Raw genomic sequence first — 22,587 nt, forward strand, 5'->3', positions numbered from 1 at the left:
CGCGGTGTAAAATGCCGCGTGACAGGTCTGTCCTGCGCGCGTGCGGTGACCGGTTGGACCTGCCCGTATTCCCACCCTATTCCCGATACGTGAGCGTGGAGTATTTTCATGTCTTTGATTGCTCGTTACCGGAGAGGTACCGTCGGATACCTTGTTCTCCCTGCCAAAAAACGCGGCGCAAGATCTTCCGCTCGAAATCGCAAGCGGGTGGGCCTGCTAATCGTGGCATTTACGATCGGTTATGCCGCGATCGCAGTCCGCCTTCTGCAATATGGCTATTTTTCCGAGAGCGAAGCGACGGCGAGTATTCCACGATCACCCCATATAATCGCCTCCCGCCCCGACATTCTTGACCGCAATGGCCAGCTTATCGCAACGGATATCAATCTCATCTCGCTATATGCGGAGCCTCGCCGCGTTGTTGATGCAAATGAGGCCATTGAAAAGCTCGCCTCTGTTGTTCCCGACCTGGATTGGGCTGATCTGCACAGAAAACTAACGTCTGACTCCGGTTTCCAGTGGATCAGGAGACAGCTTACGCCCCGCCAGGAAGCTGAGATCATGCGCCTTGGCATTCCGGGCATCGGCTTCAGACCCGAAAAGCGGCGTTTTTATCCTGGCGGGCCAGTGGCATCTCACATTGTTGGGCATGTCAACATCGACAATCAGGGGCTGGCGGGCATTGAGCGCTATCTCGACAGGCAAGGCCTGGCAGACCTGCGCGGAGTTGGGCTTACCGATCCCACCCAGCTTGAACCCGTCCGGCTGTCCATCGATTTGCGTGTTCAGAGCATCGTGCATAACGTCGTTAGCGATGCCTTGAGGAACTATCGGGCGGAAGCGGCAGGTGCCGTCGTAATCGATGTCGACACAGGCGAGGTTCTCGCGATGGCGTCGGTCCCCGATTATGACCCGAATGAACCTTCGCGGCGCCTTGCCGATGGCTCGATCGACAGGGACTACGAAAAGGGATGGTTCAACCGCATGAGCAATTCAGCAGTTGAAATGGGCTCCACCTTCAAGGCGTTCACCCTTGCCATGGGGATTGATGCAGGCGTCGTCAATCTGAACTCGATGGTTGATGCCTCCCGCCCCCTGAAGATGGGTGGTTTCATCATCAGGGATTTTCACGGCCGAGGACGGCCGCTGACAATCCGGGAAGTCTTTCGCTATTCATCAAACATCGGCACGGCAAAAGTCGCGGATCTCGTTGGTCTCGAAAGTCACCAGCAGTTTCTCTTCAGATTGGGCCTGTTGTCAAAGATGCAGACGGAGTTACCGGAAATTGCTTCGCCCGCAGCGCCAAGGAACTGGAAAAAGATCAATTCCGCAACGATCTCCTTCGGTCACGGTCTGGCCACGACACCGTTACAGACGGCCGCGGCTGCGGCGGCTCTCGTAAACGGCGGCATGTTCCGGCACCCGACCTTCATCGCCGACAACGACAGGCGTCACCAAATCACCGGCAGGCGTGTCCTGCAGGCCTCGACCAGCGCAAAGGTCCGCGAGCTGTTCTGGTACAACGGAACCCAAGGTTCGGGCCGAAACGCCCAGGTGGCCGGTTTTGATGTGGGCGGGAAGACGGGGACAGCGGAAAAGGTTATCGATGGCAAATACGCGAAGAACCTGAACTTCAATACATTCCTCGCAGCATTCCCCATGCACCGCCCCCGTTATCTGGTTCTGTCGATCATTGACGCCCCACTTTCCGGCGAGCGCGGTGGGCGCCTTGCGGCCTTCAATGCCGCGCCGATGGTGCGCGATATCATTGAGCGCGCCGCACCTCTTCTCGGGGTTCGGCCGTCCTTCGGAAACCCGCAGGCATCTCCGTTGATGAACTACTGAATTGGCGATGAACCCATGTCATTCACAGATACTGAATTTTCGGGTTATTCGATGATCTTTCCCTCGACCAGCGACATTATCCATATCCTCTATTTCGTTGCGATTGTCGCAGAGGCGATGACAGCCGCACTCGCCGCCGGCCGTCGCGAAATGGATTGGATCGGCGTATTTTTACTTGGATGCATTACCGCCCTCGGCGGTGGGACCGTGCGCGATGTTTTTCTGAACCATTATCCGCTGTCGTGGGTCGAAAACCCCAGCTATCTCCTCGTGACGGGATTATCTGCGCTGGCGACGATCCCAATCGCCCGATACATGTATCAACTGCGCAAGATGTTCCTTTTTCTTGACGCAATAGGACTGGTCGTCTTCACCGTCATCGGCTGCCAGATTGCGTCAGGCCTTAACCTGCCGCTGGTTGTCGTGGTGGCGGCGGGAGTGCTGACTGGATGTCTGGGCGGCGTACTTCGGGATATACTGTGCAACGAAGTACCGCTGTTATTTCGTTCGGAACTCTATGCAATCGTCTCGGTCCTTACGAGCCTGATCTACTTGAGTGCGCCCCTTTTGGGGGCGTCTCACGCGATATCCTCGCTCGTCGCAATGGCCCTCGGGTTGATGCTCCGGCTCCTTGCAATACGCTTTAACTGGTGTGTACCGACATTCGTTTACACGAAGGACCCTCACTGAGGAGAGCTGCCGAAGCCGGAAGCTGAGGGGTCGTGGCATTAAAGGCTCCGAAAGGCGTGGTAACGACTGATCCAACAAGTAGATCGATGCAGCAGGTTCTTTCTTGAAATGGCCCAGCTCCCGGCTCTTCCAAGCCGGGCGTGTGGTCCCTACCCGCGCCCCGGTCGCCTGGGATGGCATATCGCGTCAATGTTTCGGGCTGAGACGGTCACGCTTTCTGCGCAGCTCTGAAAACCGCCAGCTGATCGGCGAAGGCCCGCTTATAGGCGGGACGTGCTTCGCCTCTGGCCACATAAGCTGAAAGGTTCGGATATTCGTCGAGAATGCCTGAACTTATTATCCTTTGCAGGACCGACACCATCAGCAGATCGCCGGCGCTGAATGCGCCATCGAGCCAGTCGGCTCCACCGAGGCGGCGGGACAATTCACCGAGCCGCTTGCGAATGCGTTCATCCACCATTCGAAGGCGTTCATCATGCCAGCTTTTGTCCCTTTCGAGAAAGCCGGTGACAAAGTGCTCGACGATCGGTGGCTCCATGGTGCTGAGGGCCGCAAACATCCAGCTTATCGCCCGCGCCCGCGCATCCGCCTCTTTGGGCAGCAGGCCGGCATGGTGCTCGGCTATATGGAAGATGATGGCACCGGATTCGAACAGGACGAGATCGCCCTCTTCATAGGTCGGAATCTGCCCGAATGGCTGAAGCGTGAGATGCTCCGGTTCCTTCATCGCCCTGAAGGAGAGAAGGCGCACACCATATGGCTGGCCCACCTCTTCCAACGCCCAACGAACGCGCATGTCGCGGGCGAGGCCCTTGCCGCCGTCGGGTGAGCGTTCAAAGGCGGTAATCGTGATCGTCATCGGTACTCTCCACAACATCGGGGTTTGGAGACGGCGTCGCGCAGTTTTTCGTGTCGGTTCTCAGAGCCGGCCGGAGCGGCATGGTAGCGTTTCGTCAGAATAGGCAAATCGACTATCGAAAACAATCCTGACTCACGCACGCGCCTTTGGGGCAGCAGTGTCTGCACCGAATATCTGCCATGGAACATCATTGCGCTTCAAGGAAACTTCGCAAACTTCCCCTGCTCTGTGACGTCACCAGGGCGCGATGAAAAGGCTGGCCATTTTGCGCAGACACTCTAAGCTCCGGCGCCGGACACGGATTGCCGAAACCATCAGGATTTCAGTTCAAATCATTAGGGAGAGACTATCAGATGAGCCTGCGTATCAACGACATAGCACCTGATTTCACCGCCGAGACGACCCATGGGCCGGTGAGCTTTCACGACTGGATCGGCGACGGATGGGCGGTGCTGTTTTCGCATCCGAAGAATTTCACGCCGGTCTGCACCACGGAACTCGGTGCAATGGGCGGCCTGCAGCCGGAATTTGAAAAACGCGGCGTCAAGATCATCGGCATTTCTGTCGATCCGGTCGAAAGCCATGAAAAATGGAAAAACGACATCCGCACCGCGACCGGTTTCAATGTCGATTATCCGCTGATCGGCGACAAGGACCTGAAGGTGGCAAAGCTCTATGACATGCTGCCGGCCGGCGCTGGCGACAGCTCCGAGGGCCGCACGCCTGCAGACAATGCCACCGTGCGCTCCGTTTTCGTCATCGGTCCAGACAAGAAGATCAAGCTGATCCTCACCTACCCGATGACCACCGGCCGCAATTTTGAGGAAATCCTTCGCGCCATCGATTCCATCCAGCTCACGTCCAAGCACCAGGTGGCGACACCGGCCAACTGGAAGCAGGGCGAGGATGTCATCATCACCGCCGCCGTTTCCAACGAGGATGCGATCGCCCGTTTCGGTTCTTACGACACGGTTCTTCCGTATCTGCGCAAGACCAAGCAGCCCGGCTGATTTGAAGCCTGTGATGGGGCGGTGAAACATCATCGTCCCATTCTCCCTTAGGTACGACAGCAGGCTCTAGCCGGCGTCCTGCCTGACGACGCGCAGCATTGGCCGGGCATCGAGTTCGGCGGGCGTAAAACGCGCAAGAAGGTCGAAAGATGTTATGGCTTCGCCGGCAGCGAAGCGTCGCCCGTTGACGACGAGATGCCCGAGGCCGAATAGGGTGAGAAGCGCTTCCGTCGCATCTCCGGCCGGGGTTTCGAAAAGCAGATTCGTCTGGCCGAAATGTTCCAGACCCGTTGTCCAGGCCCTGATCTTTTCCCCCTCCTCCGTCACGAAGGCTCCGAAGGCCAGCATCGCCGCCATTTGCTGCGGTTGGTCGAGATGGCTGTTTGCATAATTCAGATAGTCATCGAGATTGGCGCGGCCGACGATCATGTCGAGATAATGCAATGCAACGGCCTGCATGGGAGCGACCTGATGAATGCCGAGCAGGGCTGAGGCAATCTCGTTATGGGCGATTTCAGGATTGTCCTCATCCGCCATGATGAGGAATCTGAACTCGCACTGATGTGTTGCGCGGCTGAAATCGTCATATGCCGCTTTGGCATCGACGCAAAAGGTCTTTGACCAGTCGACCCTGGCCTCTGCGACTGCCGGATATTGGGCCGGCGCAACCGGCGCCGCTACGACCGGCTCGGGACTGCCGACAAAAACCCTGGTCGAACCGCGCAGGCCGTCAAAAACGCCCTTTTCGCTCAGCCGCTCACATTCATATCCCTCCTCGCCCCACGCTTGTGTGAGGGTCAAATCAGAGATCGTGGGTTCGCTGTCGAAATAGAGTGTCGCCTTGAAAAATAGAGTGTCGCCATTTGCCATTGCAAATTCCCGTCCATGGCATTTCCTGCGCTCTATGGCTTTATGATCCCGCCATGATAGTCAAGCCGGTACGTCTCGACATGGCCCCGGTAAATGCGCTCAATGCCGGTGAAGGACCGGAATTCACCTTCATTCGTATCGACATAGACCAGATTTTCCACCGGGTGGGTGAAGCCGCCAAGGAACCGGCCCTCACGATAGAGCGTGGAAAGCGACCGCTGAATGACACTGCCAGCCGTGGCGCCGTCGATCATGTCGGGCCGGAGGATGCGGCCGTAATAACTCATCGCCCACACCGCCGTTCCCTGATGCCAGACGACCTCCTGCCCGATGAAATCGGTTCCCCCGAAATAGCTGTCGATATAATGCCAGTCGCCGCTCTGATAGCCGAGATCGTGTGATCCCTTGCGCGTGGGCGTCGCGGATTTGTTGCCGCCGCTGACATAAGTGGCAGACTTGGCCCGCACGATGAACTCTTCCAGCATGGAAAACCTTTCGGGGTAAGAACATAAAGGGAACATAGGCGATTTTCAGCGTGGTCGCAAGTGCGGCCCCTACTCGGCATCGAACCCGCATTTCAGCAATGACGGGCTTGGTAATCGCGGCGTTTGCGCTTAGAAGCGTGGCAGGAATTATCCGAAAAGAGTGCCCATGACGCAAAAGCCGCAAATCTATGTCGATGCCGATGCCTGCCCCGTGAAGCCGGAGATTCTCAAGGTGGCGGAACGACATGGGCTGGAAGTGACCTTTGTTGCCAATTCCGGTCTGCGCCCATCGCGTGATCCCATGGTGAAAAACGTCATTGTTTCCGCTGGTTTCGACGCGGCGGACGACTGGATCGCCGATCATGCGGGTGAGAACGATATTGTCATCACCGCCGATGTGCCGCTGGCCGGCCGCTGCGTCGCCAAGGGGGCGCTTGTGACCGGGCCGACGGGTCGCGTTTTTGACCAGTCGAATATCGGGATGGCGACGGCGATGCGCGATCTTGGCGCGCATCTGCGCGAAACCGGTGAAAGCAAGGGATATAACGCAGCTTTTTCACCGCGCGACCGCTCCGCTTTTCTGGAGACGCTTGACCGTTTCTGCCGCCGTGTCAAAAAATGACGGCGCCAACAGAAAGGTGCCGCCCATGACCACGGCCAAACCGAAAAGCCCCACGACTACAGGAAGCAATGCCTTTCGCCGACATCAGCCTTTCGTGTTCGCTTTTTTCGCAGGTGCTCTTGGTCTCGGTCTGGCATTAGCCTTTGCGCCGTCGCTTGCCGTAGAAATGGCGGCCGTTCTGTTTTTCTTGACCTATCTGACGCTGGTTGCCTTTCGTCTGCCGGGATTGACGGCGCAGCATCTGAAGGCCCATGCCGATAGCGACGATCTTCCGGCAATCGCCATCATCGCCGTCACACTGCTTGCGGTGGCGGTTGCCGTTGTCTCTTTGTTTCAGGCGCTCAATCACACGGGCGAGACCGTCTGGACCCTGCTCATTGCTTTCGCCTCGGTGATTTTCGGCTGGTTGACGATCCACACCATGACGGCCCTGCACTATGCGCATTTGTACTGGCGGCCGGCCACGGTGGATGGCAAGCGCCAGCATCGCGGCGGTATGGATTTTCCGGCGACGAAAGAACCCTGCGGTTACGACTTCCTCTATTTCGCCGTGGTGATCGGCATGACAGCGCAGACATCGGATGTCGGGGTGACAACGACCGCCATGCGCAAGGTCACGCTGCTGCACTCCATCGTTTCTTTCTTTTTCAATACGGTTCTGGTTGCGGCGGCTGTGAATGCCGCGGTCTCGCTTGCGGGCTGAACCGGAAAACTCTTCTCAAAGGAATGGCCTCATGAATATCATTTCGCAAAATACGGCTTTTGACGGCATGCAGGGCGTATTTTCGCACACATCTGAAACCCTGAAATCCGAGATGACCTTTGCGGTCTATGTGCCGCCGAAAGCGATCCACGACCCCTGCCCGGTTGTCTGGTATCTCTCCGGCCTCACCTGCACCCATGCCAATGTCATGGAAAAGGGCGAATATCGCCGCATGGCTTCCGAACTGGGCTTGATCATCGTCTGCCCGGACACCAGCCCGCGCGGCAATGACGTGCCGGATGAGCTGACCAACTGGCAGATGGGCAAGGGTGCCGGCTTTTACCTCGACGCCACCGAGGCGCCGTGGTCCGAGCACTACCATATGTACAGCTACGTGACGGAAGAGCTGCCGGCCGTCATCGGCCAGCATTTCCGCGCGGATATGAGCCGGCAGGGCATCTTCGGCCATTCGATGGGCGGCCATGGTGCAATGACCATTGCGCTCAGGAACCCCGAGCGTTTCAAAAGCTGCTCCGCCTTTGCACCGATTGTGGCACCCTCTTCCGCCGACTGGTCAGAACCGGCGCTCGAAAAATATCTCGGTGCCGACCGTGCCAAATGGCGCCAATATGACGCCTGCTCACTGGTTGAGGACGGCGCCCGTTTTCCCGAGTTCCTGATCGATCAGGGCAAGGCGGACAGTTTCCTTGAAAAAGGTCTGCGCCCCTGGTTATTCGAAGAGGCGATCAAGGGCACGGATATCGGCCTGACATTGCGCATGCATGATCGCTACGACCATTCCTATTATTTCATCTCCACCTTCATGGATGACCATCTGAAGTGGCACGCCGAGCGGCTGAAATAAGGATAAAGACAAGGCTGGCGGCGCCCTGAGAGCGCCGCCCTTTCAGGCCTGGCCTGATATTACGGGATGCGGGCAATGACCTTGATCTCGAAATCGAATCCGGCGAGCCAGTTGACACCAACGGCAGTCCAGTTCGGGTACGGAGATTTGCTGAAAATCTCCTCTTTGACCTTCATGATGGTTCCAAACTGGTTTTCCGGGTCCGTATGGAACGTCGTTATGTCGACTATGTCGTCAAAGGTGCAGCGCGCCGCCTCAAGCGTGGCTTTCAGGTTCTCAAAGGCCAGCCGGACCTGCCGTTCAAAATCCGGTTCAGGCGTTCCGTCGGCACGGCTGCCAACCTGGCCGGAAACGAACAGAAGGTCACCGGAGCGAATAGCTGCGGAATAGCCGTGTTCCTCGTAAAGCGCGTGCCTGTTGGCAGGGAAAATCGCTTCGCGTTCGGTCATTTTGCATCTCTCTCTTGGGTTGAGTGACAATGGACGGCGAAGCACTGCTTTCAACACTTCGAACGTCATTTCACATACGTTACGTATGCGAGATAGTGACGTACGCAGCGTATGTCAATTAAGATACGTAACGTATGTGAATCTATGGACGTCACGACGCACTTTTTTGAGGCAGAGGTTTCCACAGCGAAAGAGAAGAATAGCTTTCGCGCGCTTGCCTCGCGTCCCGTTTATGGAAAAAGCGCCGTCGCCAGTGTCGTTGGGCCGGAGCGGTTCAGCCGGAATTCACGGATCACCCTTTCGGCGACGCCATAAGCCAGCTCCTGCTCGATGGACTGATTGTCGAAGCTGACAACGGTGGCGGTGAATTTGGCCTCGGCGATCACCTCGCCCGTTGCCACGGCCGCGGCACGGACGATCACCTTTGCTGAGGCCCGCTCTCCAAACAGGAACGGCGCGCGCGTGACGGATGCAAGACGGATCGTCAGCACAACGCGTGGTCTGGTCTCGCCACGCGCCGTCGTCCGGATTGCGCTCTGTACCTGAGCATGGATGGACTGCATCAGCGCCGGCGCGACATCGGGGCGTGCGGCGACGAATGCGCCGCGCACATCGTAAAGCAACCGGTCGGCATTGGTCGCTTCCGGTTCCAGCCTGAAAGACATGAGCGTGAAACACGCCAGCAAGACAATGCCAAGGCGTTTCAGCGTGGTGTTCATGATCAGCGGCTCCCCTAACGTGAGGTAACCGCATATTCGATCATCAGGGTTAGAAAAGCGTTAAGAAGCGCTCTTCAACGACTCCAGAACATGGAGCGCCGCGCGCATGTCGATGAGCCTGACGGCGCGGCGTTCCAGCGCCTCCTCGTCCTCACCCCATTGTTCGGCGGTCCAGTCTTCGTCGAGATGGGCAAGCGCCCAGGTTTCTTCCAGCGTCAGCTGTCTTTCCGCCAGTGCGAGCGCCAGAATAGCGGAGCCGGTCAGCGAGGTCATGGTATGCAGGGCGGCAAGCCCAATCGGCGTATCGTATTTCCTCAGCGTCACCGCGAAGGCAGCTATGGCCTCGCGCGGCTGGTCGCGATGCATGACACCTTCAACGAGAATGAAACGGGCACCGAGCACATTGGCGGCCCAGTCCAGCACCGGGTCCCAATGGTCAGTCTGACGCTGAACCAGCGCTTCCGGATCGCCGGCGCGATAGCACAGGAGATCGGAGGAGGAAAACCGGAGAATGTCTTCGAAAACTGCCTGGGTGTCGTTTGCGATGCCGTCGATGGCCGTGTTCACGTGCCGCGAAACAGGCATGACCACCGGGTTCACCACTTCTTTCTGCGCATCCCATTCGTCGCGAAGCAGGTCCGCGAGCGCCTTCGTCGGAACGATCAGGGGCTTCTTGGCGGGTGTGCGCAGCGGCTTGCCATCAAGATGGATGGTAAATCCGCCCTCCTCCACATCAGCAACAGTCACATCCTTGTAGAACCGCTTCGGCAAAGGCTTCTGCATCTGGATTTGCGCACGCAGGATCGGGTCGGGGTGGCTCAGGCCCTCCGTAAGGTCGTTCAGGAGATCACGCATGGCACGTCCTCATCAGTCAGCTAGAAGGGTTGTCAAATATCGGCCGGAACATAGGCCGGGATTTCACGCGGGTGGCCGACGACGGCATCTGCGCCCGCGTTCCAGAGATCGTCGACCGAGGCATAACCCCAGGCGACGCCGATGGCTTTTGCGCCCGCCGCCTTGGCCATCTGCATGTCATAGATTGCGTCGCCGATGACAACAGTGTCGGCCGGAACCATGCCGGTTTCATGGCAGCATTCCATTACCATGGCCGGATGCGGCTTGGAGGGGCAATCGTCCGCCGTGCGCGAAACGATGAAGTGATCCGCGAAACCGTGGGTTTCGAGAATATGGGTCAGCCCGCGCCTGCCCTTGCCGGTGACCGCGCCGATCAACACGTCGTCGCGTTTCGAAAGCGCGTCGATCAGCGGCGCGATGCCGTCGAAAAGCGGTTCGATCATGCCCGGGCGCTCCCGGATCGGATGATAGATTTCGCGATAACGCGCCGTCATCGCCTGCGCCTCGTCATCCACATGCGTCTTGCCGAGCATGCGGGCGATGGCGATATCGAGCGTCAGGCCGATGATCGCCTTGGTCTGCGAGATATCAGGGCGCGGCTTTCCGAAATCGGCAAACGTGTCGGCCATCACGGCATGGATAAGGCCGGCGCTGTCCACCAGCGTGCCGTCGCAATCGAAAAGAACCAGTTTCATCTGATGTCAGTCTTCCCTATCGCCATCGGCCACATCGAGGCCAAGCAGGTTCCAAGTCTGCACCATATGCGGCGGCAAAGGCGCGCTGACCCGAAGGCGGCCGCCGTTAGGGTGCGGTATGTCGATATGGCGCGCATGCAGATGCAGGCGCTTCTGGATACCGCCCGGGAAATCCCAGTTCGGATCGTCGATGTAATATTTGGGATCGCCGATGATCGGGTGTCCCATATGCAGCGCATGAACGCGAAGCTGGTGGGTGCGGCCGGTATAGGGTTCCATTTCCAGCCAGGCGAGGTTCTGCGCGGCGGTATCGATGACACGGTAATAGGAAATGGCGTGATCGGCCCCCTCCTCGCCGTGTTTGGCGATGCGCATGCGGTCGCCATCCATCGTCTGTTCCTTGACGAGCCAGGTGGAGATTTTGTCCTGGTGTTTGCGCGGCACGCCCTTGACCAGCGCCCAATAGGTCTTCTTGGTATCGCGCTCGCGGAAGGCGGCCGTCAGCTTCTGCGCGGCGCCTCTTGTGCGGGCAACCACCAGCACGCCTGACGTATCGCGGTCCAGACGGTGCACCAGACGTGGCTTTTCGCCCTTCGGGCTCGTCCAGGCTTCCAGAAGCCCGTCAATATGACGGTTGACGCCGGAGCCACCCTGCACGGCAATGCCGGCCGGCTTGTTGAAAACGAAAACCTTGTCGTCCTCATGCAAGAGCATACGCGCCAGAAGTTCGGCGTCTTCCGAATGTTTGAGGTCCTTCGATCCAATCGGGCCGGTTTTGACCTTGAGGTCGGAATCAACGGGCGGCACGCGCACCATCTGTCCCGGCTGCACCCGCGCATCCGTCTTCACCCGGCCGCCATCCACGCGCACCTGGCCGGAGCGCAGCAGCTTCTGCAATTGCCCGAAACCAAGGCCCGGATAGTGAATCTTGAACCAGCGATCGAGGCGCATACCGGCCTCGTCGGCCTCGACCTTGATATGCTCGATACCTGCCATGAAATTTCCAGTCTTTCTGTCTTGATCGCGCGCTCTGTTCGCCGGCGCGCCGTTTGGATCAAGCCTTTAGAACAAACTGCGGCCCAAGGCCAGCCCGGCAAAAACCGCAGCGATGGAAACCGCAAGGCTTGCAAGCACGTAAACGGCCGAAAGGCCGAACGCACCGCGCTCGAAAAGTGCTACCGCATCAAGCGAGAAGGACGAAAATGTCGTGAAGCCGCCAAGCACACCGGTGACGAGAAACAGGCGCATTTCCATCGAGGCATTCAATCGCCGCGCCACCAGCTCGACCAGAAGACCAATCAGGAACGATCCGGCCACATTGACCGCCAGCGTTCCCCAGGGAAAATTCAACCCCGCCAGCCGAACGCTCAAGACGCCGACCAGATAACGGAAAACGGAACCAATTGCGCCGCCGGCGGCGACAAGAGCGATATTAACCATGGGGATTGTGTCTCCGGAGGAAATGGCCGGACCGGGCAGTCCAACGGATTTTTAGACCATCATAATCGCAGGCGAAAGCCCTCTACCCGCCGCATGCGTCCACTAAAATACGATTAAATTGCAGCTCCGCGATTTAGCCTTCCAACAAGACGCAGATGCTAATCTCCAATTTTTAAGGGTCGGCGAAAATAGCCGGAGGTTGGATGACACAGGTTCTTTCCGTTTCTGCGAATACGGCAGCCTATGCGCTGGAGGCAGTGAAGCCGTCGCAACGCGTGCCGCGCAAGAGCGAGGTCGAAGAAGCCATTCACGAACTGGCACGCAAGGCCGAACATGGCGACGACTTCCAGCTCAGAGCCCTGATGACGGCAATAAAGCCGCCGGCGCTCACCCTCTATTTCCTGACCGCCGCCAGCCAGCGTCACGAACCGCAGGCGACGCTCGAACAGGCCGTAGAGGCTTATGAGGAAAACAACGCGAAAACCAAATCAGAAAATAGTAATTTAAATCAGCTTGATACTTGAATATTTTAATTTTATTTCTGAATACAGGTGCGCCATTGGCAGGCCTTCGGCGTTCAGGCTGGTGTCAGGATGATTTTCTAAGTATTTTCAACCGAATGCCGGAAAAATCACGGAGGCGATGGCCATCACGCCTTTTCCGCCACGGCGCTGAAAACAAGATATAACAATAAAAAAGCTTGCGGCTACCGGACCTGTCACGCGTTCCGGTAGCCGCTCTTTATTGATCAGTTATGCTGGTGGTCGCCGCCGTTGCCCTTGGCCGCGCTGGCGGCAGAGAGTACGATCTCGACCTTACCTGCCTTTTCAAAGATCAACGTCACCGGCACTTTGTCGCCTTCGGCAAAGGGCTTCTTCACGTCGAAGAACATCATGTGCAGGCCGCCGGGCTTCAGTTCAACCGTCTGGCCGGCGGGGATGACGATGCCGTCATCCAGCTTGCGCATCTTCATGACGTCGTTGACCATGGCCATCTCATGGATTTCGGCTCGGCCGGAAGCGGAGGATTCCACGCCGATCAGCTTGTCGTCACTGGTACCGGAATTCTTGATCGTCACATAACCGCCACCCACAGGCTGGCCCGGCAGCATGGCCTTGGTGGCACCGCCGGAAACCTCAAGGCTGCCGGCCTTCACAACATCCATATCCATGGCGCCATGATCATGGCCTCCGGCAGCATGGGCCGCCTTTGCGGCAACGCGAATGGTTGGGGCGGGGCTTTTCAGCGAATGCGGGTCGACACCGGCGGCCGCAACCTCATCCCAGGAAACCTTTCCCTTGTCGCCGCAAAGCTGCGTCACCTTGAAGGGCAGATCCTGTCCGGCTTCGATGCCGGAGATTTTACCCTGAACGGCGAAGGTGTCATAAAACTCATCCGGCAGGTTGCCACCCTTCCAGCGGATTTCGACCGGACCGCCTTTGATTTCCTTGCCGTGGTTCTTGTAGGCCTTCTGGTAATCACCCTTGATGACTTCCAGCTCCCAGCCGGCCTTGGGCTGCGGCTTGGCGGAAATGAAGCCTTCCGGCAGCTTTATCTGCACTTCTGTCGTTGCAAGCCCGCCGTCGCAACCATGCGGTACCTGCAGCGCCGCGACGACGGTGCTTTCCTGCTCGGCCGAGCCGTCAACGAAAGTGGCGTGGGCGAAAGCCTGCGCGGTCGAAACCGAGGCAACGAACAACGTGCAGGTGATGATTTTGGTGGTCTTCATGTCTCTTGTCCCTTCGACTGCATCCCATCAGGGCTTTGGCAGTCGCTCCGTGCCGCCCTCAGGCGGTGATGATCCGGTAAAACGAAAAATCAGGCGGACAGGGATGGAGGCCCCCGCGCTGCGGGTTTCTGGATCGTCAGGACAGAGCGGAAGCTCCATTTAGCGGTCAGGCGATTGTCGAGCCAGGAGAATTCGGTCCTCAGCCAGCCTTCCGTATCGGGTATCGGCAGAAGAATGGACGAGGCCAGCAGGCAGGCCTCGCAAAACAGCATGGCATCGCCGGAATGGGCCGGATCGTCCTTGCCGTGGGAGACGTTGACGCCATCGCCGTGGCCAAGGCAGATTTCCGCAAAGGTGCCGTCCGGCAGACGGTAGCTCTCGTCCAGAGAGACCGTCGGCGCTGCGGCCAGCACGGGCTTGTGGGCAAAACCGAGCGACAACATCAGGGCCGCGCAGAAAATGCGAAGCATTCTCTCCATCCCTGTCAGTCGTCGGTTTCGATTTGCATCCATGACATCATGCGATATCCCGCTTTCCGACCGATTTCAAAGGGGAATTTTGCCGCATGCTTGACTTCTCGCAAGGGAACAATCGTCGCTAGGCGGCATTTCCCTGCTGGAACGATCGTTTCAAAGGAGGCAGACATGCCAGCCAAATCAAAAGCCCAACAGAAAGCGGCGGGTGCAGCGCTGGCCGCCAAACGCGGCGAAGTCAAAAAATCCAGTTTACAAGGTGCTTCAAAAAGCATGGAGAAGTCCATGACAGAAAAAGAACTTGATGATCTCGCATCAACGAAACGCAAGGGCCTGCCGGAGAAAAAATCCGACTGATGTTGTCCCGGTTTCCAAGTTGTCACCCACCACAGCGCTGCCGATGGCGCAGATGGAGCAAGAATCTGTTCAGATGCGTCATTTGGTCCTTGCCAACAGCGGGGCTTCGAAGATAATGAGCGTCGCATCATCGTTGGGAGAAGCCGCTTCACTGCGGTGCCGAAGGAGCAACCGCCCCGGAAACTCTCAGGCAAAAGGACCAGCGGTGACGACGGAACTCTGGAGAGAAGCCACCTTGATCTAAAGGACGGCTCGCCGAAGGGATAACAATCTCAGGCGACAAGGACAGAGGGGGCTCTTGAACCGGCGCGTCTTGCGCCATGACCTGAGCCCGCGCGATATCTCGCGCAACCCTGGAGGCGTCCTTGGACGATACCGCCGAGCTTAAAACCACGCCGCTTCATTCCCTGCATGTTTCGCTCGGCGCCCGCATGGTGCCGTTTGCCGGTTACGACATGCCGGTGCAATATCCGGCTGGTGTGTTGAAGGAGCATCTTCAGACCCGCGCCTCCGCCGGTCTGTTTGACGTGTCCCATATGGGCCAGGTGATTGTGAAGGCCAAGTCTGGCGACAACGCCGATGCCGCACGCGCGCTTGAGACGCTGGTGCCAGTCGATATTCTCGGCCTGAAGGAAGGCCGCCAGCGCTACGGCTTCTTTACTGACGACAACGGCCATATCCTCGATGACCTGATGATCACCAATCGCGGCGACCATCTTTTTGTCGTCGTCAATGCGGCCTGCAAGGATGCCGATATCGCCCATATGAAGGCGCATCTTTCCGGCACATGCGAAATCACCCTTCTCGACGACCGCGCGCTGATCGCGCTGCAGGGACCGCGCGCCGAAGAAGTGCTGGCGGAACTGTGGGCCGGCGTGTCCGAAATGAAGTTCATGGACGTGCAGGAAGTGCCACTGCACGACGTGCCCTGCATCGTTTCCCGTTCCGGTTATTCCGGTGAAGACGGTTTTGAAATCTCCGTGCCGGCCGAAAAGGCGGACGAGATCGCCAAGGCCCTGCTCGAACATCCCGATTGCGAAGCCATCGGGCTTGGCGCGCGCGACAGCCTGCGGCTCGAAGCCGGCCTTTGTCTTTATGGCAACGACATCGACACCACGACCTCCCCCATCGAAGCCTCGCTTGAATGGGCAATCCAGAAGGCGCGCCGCGCCGGCGGTGATCGAGAAGGCGGTTTTCCTGGATCCGAGCGTATTCTCGGCGAACTCAAGGACGGTACATCGCGCCGCCGCGTCGGTTTGAAGCCGGAAGGCAAGGCGCCGGTGCGCGGCCATTCCAAGCTTTTCGCGGATGCCGAGGGCAAGACGGAAATCGGCGAAGTGACTTCCGGCGGCTTCGGCCCTTCGGTCGAGGGTCCCGTCGCCATGGGTTACGTGCCTGTTTCCTACGCCGCTCCCGGCACGGCTGTCTTCGCGGAAGTGCGCGGCAAATATCTGCCCGTCACCGTCGCCGCCCTGCCCTTCATCACGCCCACCTATAAACGATAATCTTCATCCCATCTCCGGAGAGAATACGATGCTGAAATTTACCGCAGAACACGAATGGCTGAAGTTCGAAGGCGATATCGCCACCGTTGGCATCACCAGCCACGCCGCTGAACAGCTCGGCGATCTGGTTTTCGTCGAATTGCCGGAAGTGGGCGCCACCTTCGCAAAGGATGGCGATGCAGCGACCGTTGAATCCGTCAAGGCGGCTTCCGATGTTTATTGTCCGCTGGATGGCGAAGTGGTCGAAATCAACCAGGCCATCGTTGATGATCCCTCGCTGGTCAATTCCGACCCGCAGGGTGCCGGCTGGTTCTTCAAGCTGAAGCTTTCCAATGCGGCGGATGCCGATACGCTGCTCGATGAAGCAGCCTACAAGGAGCTGATCGCGTAATGACGACGCCCACCGAATTCCATTTCACCGACTATCAGCCCTATGATTTCGCCAACCGGCGTCACATCGGGCCGTCGCCGTCGGAAATGGCGGAGATGCTGAAGGTCGTCGGCTATAAGAGCCTCGACGCGCTGATCGACGCCACCGTTCCCTCCTCCATCCGCCAGAAGGTACCGCTCACCTGGGGTGCGGCGCTGACCGAACGCGAGGCGCTCGACCGTCTTCGTGAAACGGCCAACAAGAACCAGGTGCTGACCTCGCTGATCGGCCAGGGCTATTACGGCACCATCACGCCGCCGGTCATCCAGCGCAACATTCTGGAAAACCCGGCCTGGTACACGGCCTATACGCCCTACCAGCCGGAAATCAGCCAGGGCCGTCTTGAGGCGCTGCTGAACTACCAGACCATGGTCTGCGATCTGACCGGTCTCGATGTCGCCAACGCATCGCTGCTTGATGAAGCGACAGCGGCGGCGGAAGCCATGGCCATGTGCCAGCGCGTCGCCAAGTCCAAGGCAACCGCCTTCTTCGTGGATGCCAATTGCCACCCGCAGACCATTGCGCTGATCGAGACCCGCGCGGCCCCGCTCGGCTGGAAAGTGATCGTCGGCAATCCCTTCACCGATCTCGATCCGGTCGATGTGTTCGGCGCGATCTTCCAGTATCCGGGCACGCACGGCCATGTCAGCGATTTCACCGGCCTGATTTCCCGCCTGCACCAGACAGGCGCCATCGCTGCTGTCGCTGCCGATCTTCTGGCGCTGACGCTTCTGAAATCTCCCGGTGAAATGGGCGCTGACATCGCCATCGGCACCTCGCAGCGTTTCGGCGTTCCGGTCGGTTACGGCGGCCCGCATGCGGCTTACATGGCCGTCAAGGATGCACATAAGCGCTCCATGCCCGGCCGTCTGGTCGGCGTTTCGGTCGATGCGCGCGGCAACCGTGCCTATCGCCTGTCGCTGCAGACCCGCGAGCAGCATATCCGCCGCGAAAAGGCGACGTCGAACATCTGCACCGCGCAGGTACTGCTCGCCGTCATGGCTTCGATGTATGGCGTCTTCCACGGTCCGCAGGGTATCAAGGCGATTGCCCAGCAGACCCACCAGAAGGCCGTGCTGATGGCCAAGGGCCTGGAAAAGCTCGGCTACACCATCGAGCCGGAAACCTTCTTCGACACCATCACCGTCGAAGTCGGCCATATGCAGGGCGTCATCCTGCGTTCGGCCGTGGCGGAAGGCGTGAACCTGCGCAAGGTCGGCGCGACCAAGATCGGCATGAGCCTTGACGAGCGCACGCGCCCGGCAACGCTGGAAGCCGTCTGGCGTGCTTTCGGCGGCAATTTCTCGATCTCGGATTTCGAGCCGGAATATCGCCTGCCGAAGGAACTGCTGCGCACCAGCCAGTACATGACGCATCCGATCTTCCACATGAACCGTGCCGAAAGCGAGATGACCCGTTACATCCGCCGCCTTTCGGACCGCGATCTGGCGCTCGACCGCTCCATGATCCCGCTCGGTTCCTGCACCATGAAACTGAACGCGACAGCGGAAATGCTGCCGATCACCTGGCCGGAATTTTCCGACATCCATCCCTTCGTGCCGGCCAATCAGGCGCTCGGTTACAAGGAAATGATCGACGATCTCTCCGAAAAGCTGTGCTCGGTCACCGGTTATGATGCCTTCTCCATGCAGCCGAATTCCGGTGCGCAGGGGGAATATGCAGGGCTTCTCACCATCCGTAACTATCACCTCGCCAATGGCGGCACCCATCGTGACGTCTGCCTCATTCCGACTTCCGCACATGGCACCAATCCTGCCTCGGCGCAGATGGTCGGCATGAAAGTCGTGCCGGTGAAGGTGCGGGACAACGGCGACATCGATATCGATGATTTCCGTGCAAAAGCAGAGCAGTATGCGGAAAACCTCTCGTGCTGCATGATCACTTATCCGTCCACCCACGGCGTGTTCGAGGAGACGGTTCGAGAGATCTGCGAGATCACGCACAGCCAAGGCGGTCAGGTCTATCTCGACGGCGCCAACATGAACGCCATGGTCGGTCTCGCCCGTCCCGGCGATATCGGCTCCGACGTTTCACACCTCAACCTGCACAAGACCTTCTGCATTCCGCATGGCGGCGGCGGCCCGGGCATGGGTCCGATCGGCGTCAAGGCGCATCTTGCTCCTTACCTTCCGGGTCATCCTTCGACAGACGGCCGTGAGGGTGCGGTGTCTGCTGCTCCCTTCGGCTCGCCGTCGATCCTGCCGATCTCCTGGAGCTATTGCCTGATGATGGGCGGCGAAGGGCTGACGCAGGCGACCAAGGTGGCGATCCTCAATGCCAACTACATCGCGGAACGGCTGAAGGGCGCTTACGACGTGCTCTACAAGTCCGAGACCGGTCGCGTGGCGCATGAATGCATCATCGACACTCGCCCGCTCGCGGATAGCTGCGGCGTGACGGTGGACGATGTGGCAAAGCGTCTCGTCGATTGCGGTTTCCACGCGCCGACCATGAGCTGGCCGGTTGCCGGCACGCTGATGATCGAGCCGACGGAATCCGAGACCAAGGCGGAAATCGACCGTTTCTGCGATGCCATGCTGGCGATCCGCGAGGAAGCCCGCGACATCGAGGAAGGCCGTGCGGACAAGACCAACAATCCGCTGAAGAACGCACCGCACACGGTAGAAGACCTCGTCGGTGAATGGGATCGTCCCTATAGCCGCGAAAAGGGCTGCTTCCCGCCCGGCGCGTTCCGCATCGACAAATACTGGTCGCCGGTCAACCGCATCGACAATGTCTATGGTGACCGCAACCTCATCTGCACCTGCCCGCCAATGGAAGATTATGCCGAAGCGGCAGAGTAAACTTTGTTTCGCTCAAGACAAAAGCCCGGATCGCTCCGGGCTTTTTTTATGGCAGAAGTGGCGGTGTGACCTGTCCCGGCTTTCTCGCGGCCGGGGTCTTGTGTTTTTTCGTATCTGCTTGTCTAAATTGGGGACGAGGCGGAGAATGTGCGGATGCAAGGCGATGAGATTGCTGTCCTGATCGGGCGCGTTGCGCTCGGAGACCGCTCCGCCTTCGCCACGCTTTACCAGGCAACCAGCCCGAAACTTTTTGCAATCTGCATCCGTATCTTAAAGGACCGGACGGATGCGGAAGAGGCGTTGCAGGAAATCTATATCAGAATCTGGCAAAGAGCGCATTCCTTCGCAAGTCGCTCGGGGCATGCGCTGACGTGGCTTTCCACCGTCGCTCGAAACCACTGTATTGATGTCATCCGGGCGCGGAGACCCGTGAGCGATGATATCGATACCGTGCTGGACCTTGAAGACCAGGTGACTCTGGACCCGGAAACGCAAACCGTGATGCGCGATGAAGGCCGGCGGATCGACAGGTGTATGGAGGAGCTGCGGCCGGACCAAGCCAACGCCGTGCGGCGAGCCTATGTGGAGGGCATGAGTTATGCGGAACTTGCGGAAGACATGAATGCACCGCTCAACACGGTGCGGACGTGGCTTCGCCGCAGCCTGCTGAAACTGAGAGAGTGCATGGAACGATGATATCTGGCGAACATAGTCATGGCGACACGCCGCAGGATGAAGTCCTTGCGGCTGAATATGTGCTTGGCCTTCTTTCGCTGGAAAAGCGCCGGCTGGTCGAGAAGCGCATGACGGATGATGCCGACTTTCAGCGCCTCGTGGAGCGCTGGCAGATCGATACCGCATCGTTCAACGATGCCTATGGCGAGATCCCACCCGACGCCGCAATATTCAGCCGTATCGAAAATCGCCTCTTCGCCAACAGCCCCGATCGTTCCACTGCTTCGCTCTGGCAGTCACTCGTCTTCTGGCGCAGCGTATCGCTTGTCTCGTCACTTGCGGCTGTCGTTGCCATTGCCCTTATGTCAGGTCTGCTTCTACCGGGTGGCAAGCGAACGGCGCCGCTCGTTGCCAACCTCACCGCCCCCGGCAACGTGATCGATCTCGTGGCGTCCTACGACGCGTCAAGCGGACGCCTGAAAATCACACCGGTTGCAGCGGACGGCGGTGAACGCCGGTCGCTTGAACTGTGGGTGGTACCACCGACGGGCAATCCGAAGTCGCTCGGCATCATCGACGCGAAGGTTGATGCGGAAATGATCATTTCACCCGAGATACAGCGCACACTCGGTGAAGGTTCCGTATTTGCCGTCAGCCTTGAACCGTTCGGCGGTTCGCCCACCGGCCTTCCCACCGGCCCGATCGTCGCATCAGGCACTGCGCGTCGCTTATAGCTGAAGCACAGATATTCATCATTAAAGTCAATTGGTTATCATTTTTCCTGGCTCGCCTGAAACTTCGAGGCGCCGGCTTCCGTCTCTTGTATCGCTACGGATGACCGATAGCGGCCACCGGAAGAACTGCCTTTCGGGGTTTGGAAGTCACCAAGGAGGAATAACGATGTACAACGTTTCTGTTCGCGCCCTGACGCTGGCCGCAGCTCTTTCCATCGGCATGGTTTCCGCTTATGCCGCGAACCCCAAAGTTGGCGGCGCCGCAATGTTCGAGGACAAGAACATCGTTGAAAACGCGATGAACTCGAAAGACCACACAACGCTTGTCGCAGCGGTGAAGGCTGCCGGCCTTGTCGAAACACTTCAAGGAAAAGGTCCGTTCACGGTGTTCGCGCCGACCAACGAGGCTTTCGCGGCCCTTCCGAAGGGTGCGGTCGACGATCTTCTGAAGCCCGAGAACAAGGAGAAGCTGGTCAAGGTGCTGACCTGCCACGTGGTCGCCGCCAATGCACTGTCACCCGCCATCGAAAAGATGATCAAGGATGACAAGGGCGAGCATGACGTGAAGACCGTCGGCGGCTGCGTGCTTAAGGCCAAGGAAAGCATGGGCAAAATCACGTTGACGGACGAGAACGGCACGGTTGCTCATGTAACCATCGCTGACGTCAAGCAATCCAATGGCGTCATTCATGTCATCGACAAGGTGTTGCTGCCGAAGATGTAACTGTCGCGGCATGACACAAAATGGCCGGATGAGCCATTCGGCATGAACCCGTATCAAAGGCCCGGAAACATCCGGGCCTTTGATATTCGGGCGACGACACCTCCACATCCTGAAATGGCTGGACATGATTGATCGTCGGCGGTTCCATGCTAAACGGGATCATGCAATCCTGCGGCGATGGAGTGTGAATGCGTCTGATCTGCCTGAACGGCTGGGGCGGAAAGCTTCATGACAAGCTTGTTCCCTATCTCTCCTCTTCCGATCCCGATATTTTGTGTCTGCAGGAAGTGGTGCATACGCCGGCTGCCACGCAGGACTGGCTAGCCTATCGCGATCACGGCATCGACCTGCCGCAGAGGGCGAATTTCCTGCGGGATGTCGCAGATGTCCTGCCCGATCATCTGGCGGTCTTCTGCCCGGCAGCGCAGGGCGATCTCTGGCACGGCGAAACACGATACCCGTCGCAATGGGGGCTGGCGACCTACGTGCGTAAATCCATTGCCATTGTCGCGCAGGTGCAGGGTTTCGTACATGGCACCTTTTCAGCCGATGGATATGGCGACCACCCGAGATCGCGGACCGCACACGCCGTTCGTATTTTCGATTTCACAACCGGCCAGCCCGTCGTCATCGCCCACATGCACGGCCTGCGAGACCCCGAAGGCAAACACGATAGCGCCGCACGGCTGGCGCAGGCGAAGCGTCTCGTACAGCTCGTCAGAAACATCGCGGAGGCTGGTGACCGGATCATCGTCTGTGGTGATTTCAATGTCTTGCCTGACAGCGAGACTTTTGCCGTTCTGAGAGAGCTGGACCTTACAGAGTTGGTCACGACGCGCGGCTTTACCGACACGCGGACTTCGCATTACACCAAGCAAAACCGCTACGCGGATTACATGCTGGTCAATCCGGCTGTGAAGATCGATCACTTCGACGTTGTGAGACAGCCCGAAGTTTCGGATCACTGTCCGCTGCTGCTCGAATTCAGTTGAGAAACCGGACACTCATGTGCGCCGTCAAAATCAGCT

26 protein-coding genes and 1 riboswitch are annotated in these 22,587 nt (G+C 58.5%); of the genes, 15 read left to right on the top strand and 11 right to left on the bottom strand.

The window, feature by feature from the left end; translation table 11 throughout:
- The first annotated feature begins 108 nt into the window (after nucleotides 1–108).
- Both AKG12_RS07965 and AKG12_RS07970 read left to right on the top strand, forming a co-directional pair.
- On the top strand, nucleotides 109–1,845 hold the full coding sequence (locus AKG12_RS07965) for a peptidoglycan D,D-transpeptidase FtsI family protein (protein WP_502688806.1): 1,737 nt from the start codon (nucleotides 109–111) through the stop codon (nucleotides 1,843–1,845).
- Between the two features lie 51 nt (nucleotides 1,846–1,896).
- Nucleotides 1,897–2,535, top strand: coding sequence for a trimeric intracellular cation channel family protein (locus tag AKG12_RS07970; protein ID WP_046800365.1), 639 nt, complete (start codon nucleotides 1,897–1,899; stop codon nucleotides 2,533–2,535).
- A gap of 208 nt (nucleotides 2,536–2,743) precedes the next feature.
- On the opposite strand, the gene AKG12_RS07975 is transcribed toward AKG12_RS07970, so the two are convergent.
- Nucleotides 2,744–3,394: a glutathione S-transferase family protein gene (locus tag AKG12_RS07975; RefSeq protein WP_052818447.1), complete on the bottom strand. Its 651-nt coding sequence runs from the start codon at nucleotides 3,392–3,394 to the stop codon at nucleotides 2,744–2,746.
- 353 nt (nucleotides 3,395–3,747) lie between these two features.
- Here AKG12_RS07975 and AKG12_RS07980 point away from each other — a divergent pair, with 353 nt between their 5' ends.
- A complete protein-coding gene (locus tag AKG12_RS07980; RefSeq protein WP_052818448.1) occupies nucleotides 3,748–4,404 on the top strand; it encodes a peroxiredoxin in 657 nt (218 codons plus the stop codon).
- A gap of 66 nt (nucleotides 4,405–4,470) precedes the next feature.
- Here AKG12_RS07980 and AKG12_RS07985 read toward each other — a convergent pair whose 3' ends face one another.
- Nucleotides 4,471–5,274: a hypothetical protein gene (locus tag AKG12_RS07985; protein WP_052818449.1), complete on the bottom strand. Its 804-nt coding sequence runs from the start codon at nucleotides 5,272–5,274 to the stop codon at nucleotides 4,471–4,473.
- A gap of 32 nt (nucleotides 5,275–5,306) precedes the next feature.
- Nucleotides 5,307–5,759: a DUF5680 domain-containing protein gene (locus tag AKG12_RS07990; RefSeq protein WP_052818450.1), complete on the bottom strand. Its 453-nt coding sequence runs from the start codon at nucleotides 5,757–5,759 to the stop codon at nucleotides 5,307–5,309.
- Between the two features lie 166 nt (nucleotides 5,760–5,925).
- Here AKG12_RS07990 and AKG12_RS07995 point away from each other — a divergent pair, with 166 nt between their 5' ends.
- From AKG12_RS07995 to fghA, 3 genes are read left to right on the top strand one after another with little or no spacing between them, the layout of a single operon-like run.
- The gene (locus tag AKG12_RS07995; RefSeq protein WP_052818451.1) at nucleotides 5,926–6,381 is read left to right on the top strand and encodes a YaiI/YqxD family protein; all 456 of its coding nucleotides are present in this window, start codon (nucleotides 5,926–5,928) and stop codon (nucleotides 6,379–6,381) included.
- Nucleotides 6,382–6,406: 25 nt separating this feature from the next.
- Nucleotides 6,407–7,084, top strand: a complete 678-nt coding sequence (locus AKG12_RS08000) for a DUF1345 domain-containing protein (RefSeq protein ID WP_046800177.1) — start codon at nucleotides 6,407–6,409, stop codon at nucleotides 7,082–7,084.
- Between the two features lie 31 nt (nucleotides 7,085–7,115).
- Entirely contained in the window at nucleotides 7,116–7,949 is an 834-nt protein-coding gene (fghA, locus tag AKG12_RS08005) for an S-formylglutathione hydrolase (RefSeq protein WP_052818452.1), read from the top strand.
- 59 nt (nucleotides 7,950–8,008) lie between these two features.
- On the opposite strand, the gene AKG12_RS08010 is transcribed toward fghA, so the two are convergent.
- From AKG12_RS08010 to crcB, 6 genes are all read right to left on the bottom strand, one after another.
- Complete coding sequence (locus tag AKG12_RS08010; protein WP_052818453.1) at nucleotides 8,009–8,398, bottom strand: RidA family protein; 390 nt, start codon at nucleotides 8,396–8,398, stop codon at nucleotides 8,009–8,011.
- 230 nt (nucleotides 8,399–8,628) lie between these two features.
- On the bottom strand, nucleotides 8,629–9,117 hold the full coding sequence (locus AKG12_RS08015; RefSeq protein WP_046800180.1) for a hypothetical protein: 489 nt from the start codon (nucleotides 9,115–9,117) through the stop codon (nucleotides 8,629–8,631).
- A gap of 60 nt (nucleotides 9,118–9,177) precedes the next feature.
- Entirely contained in the window at nucleotides 9,178–9,972 is a 795-nt protein-coding gene (locus AKG12_RS08020; RefSeq protein WP_046800181.1) for an ATP12 family chaperone protein, read from the bottom strand.
- Nucleotides 9,973–10,004: 32 nt separating this feature from the next.
- Nucleotides 10,005–10,667 (bottom strand): HAD family hydrolase, encoded by a 663-nt coding sequence (locus AKG12_RS08025; protein ID WP_046800182.1) that lies wholly within the window; start codon nucleotides 10,665–10,667, stop codon nucleotides 10,005–10,007.
- Between the two features lie 6 nt (nucleotides 10,668–10,673).
- On the bottom strand, nucleotides 10,674–11,663 hold the full coding sequence (locus tag AKG12_RS08030) for an RluA family pseudouridine synthase (RefSeq protein WP_046800183.1): 990 nt from the start codon (nucleotides 11,661–11,663) through the stop codon (nucleotides 10,674–10,676).
- A 66-nt stretch (nucleotides 11,664–11,729) separates the two neighbouring features.
- A complete protein-coding gene (gene crcB, locus AKG12_RS08035; protein WP_052818454.1) occupies nucleotides 11,730–12,107 on the bottom strand; it encodes a fluoride efflux transporter CrcB in 378 nt (125 codons plus the stop codon).
- Between the two features lie 203 nt (nucleotides 12,108–12,310).
- Between crcB and AKG12_RS08040 the strand changes: the two genes are divergently transcribed.
- On the top strand, nucleotides 12,311–12,631 hold the full coding sequence (locus tag AKG12_RS08040; protein WP_052818455.1) for a hypothetical protein: 321 nt from the start codon (nucleotides 12,311–12,313) through the stop codon (nucleotides 12,629–12,631).
- Nucleotides 12,632–12,855: 224 nt separating this feature from the next.
- Here the strand turns inward: AKG12_RS08040 and AKG12_RS08045 are convergent, their stop codons facing one another.
- Together AKG12_RS08045 and AKG12_RS08050 are read right to left on the bottom strand one after the other, a co-directional pair.
- On the bottom strand, nucleotides 12,856–13,836 hold the full coding sequence (locus AKG12_RS08045; RefSeq protein ID WP_052818456.1) for a copper chaperone PCu(A)C domain-containing protein: 981 nt from the start codon (nucleotides 13,834–13,836) through the stop codon (nucleotides 12,856–12,858).
- Nucleotides 13,837–13,925: 89 nt separating this feature from the next.
- A complete protein-coding gene (locus AKG12_RS08050; RefSeq protein WP_082178762.1) occupies nucleotides 13,926–14,306 on the bottom strand; it encodes a hypothetical protein in 381 nt (126 codons plus the stop codon).
- A gap of 174 nt (nucleotides 14,307–14,480) precedes the next feature.
- Here AKG12_RS08050 and AKG12_RS08055 point away from each other — a divergent pair, with 174 nt between their 5' ends.
- The 8 genes from AKG12_RS08055 to AKG12_RS08090 all read left to right on the top strand — a co-directional run bounded on the left by AKG12_RS08055 (nucleotide 14,481) and on the right by AKG12_RS08090 (nucleotide 22,551).
- Nucleotides 14,481–14,666, top strand: a complete 186-nt coding sequence (locus AKG12_RS08055; protein ID WP_052818458.1) for a DUF3008 family protein — start codon at nucleotides 14,481–14,483, stop codon at nucleotides 14,664–14,666.
- 124 nt (nucleotides 14,667–14,790) lie between these two features.
- Nucleotides 14,791–14,878, top strand: a riboswitch (glycine riboswitch).
- Nucleotides 14,879–15,031: 153 nt separating this feature from the next.
- A complete protein-coding gene (gene gcvT, locus AKG12_RS08060; protein ID WP_052818459.1) occupies nucleotides 15,032–16,171 on the top strand; it encodes a glycine cleavage system aminomethyltransferase GcvT in 1,140 nt (379 codons plus the stop codon).
- A 28-nt stretch (nucleotides 16,172–16,199) separates the two neighbouring features.
- Nucleotides 16,200–16,562 carry a glycine cleavage system protein GcvH gene (gcvH, locus tag AKG12_RS08065; protein WP_046800190.1) on the top strand — a complete coding sequence of 121 codons (363 nt, stop codon included), beginning with the start codon at nucleotides 16,200–16,202 and terminating at the stop codon, nucleotides 16,560–16,562.
- Entirely contained in the window at nucleotides 16,562–19,426 is a 2,865-nt protein-coding gene (gcvP, locus tag AKG12_RS08070) for an aminomethyl-transferring glycine dehydrogenase (RefSeq protein ID WP_052818460.1), read from the top strand. Before gcvH ends, gcvP begins: the two co-directional genes overlap by 1 nt.
- 153 nt (nucleotides 19,427–19,579) lie before the next feature.
- Entirely contained in the window at nucleotides 19,580–20,122 is a 543-nt protein-coding gene (locus AKG12_RS08075; RefSeq protein WP_052818461.1) for a sigma-70 family RNA polymerase sigma factor, read from the top strand.
- Nucleotides 20,119–20,835, top strand: coding sequence for an anti-sigma factor (locus AKG12_RS08080; RefSeq protein ID WP_052818462.1), 717 nt, complete (start codon nucleotides 20,119–20,121; stop codon nucleotides 20,833–20,835). Before AKG12_RS08075 ends, AKG12_RS08080 begins: the two co-directional genes overlap by 4 nt.
- A 166-nt stretch (nucleotides 20,836–21,001) precedes the next feature.
- On the top strand, nucleotides 21,002–21,559 hold the full coding sequence (locus AKG12_RS08085; RefSeq protein ID WP_046800194.1) for a fasciclin domain-containing protein: 558 nt from the start codon (nucleotides 21,002–21,004) through the stop codon (nucleotides 21,557–21,559).
- Between the two features lie 188 nt (nucleotides 21,560–21,747).
- Nucleotides 21,748–22,551, top strand: coding sequence for an endonuclease/exonuclease/phosphatase family protein (locus AKG12_RS08090; RefSeq protein WP_052818463.1), 804 nt, complete (start codon nucleotides 21,748–21,750; stop codon nucleotides 22,549–22,551).
- Nucleotides 22,552–22,587 lie beyond the last annotated feature (36 nt).

Origin of the sequence: Agrobacterium sp. SUL3 (assembly GCF_001263295.1) — a bacterium.
In the GTDB taxonomy this organism is placed as follows: Bacteria; Pseudomonadota; Alphaproteobacteria; order Rhizobiales; family Rhizobiaceae; genus Agrobacterium; species Agrobacterium tomkonis.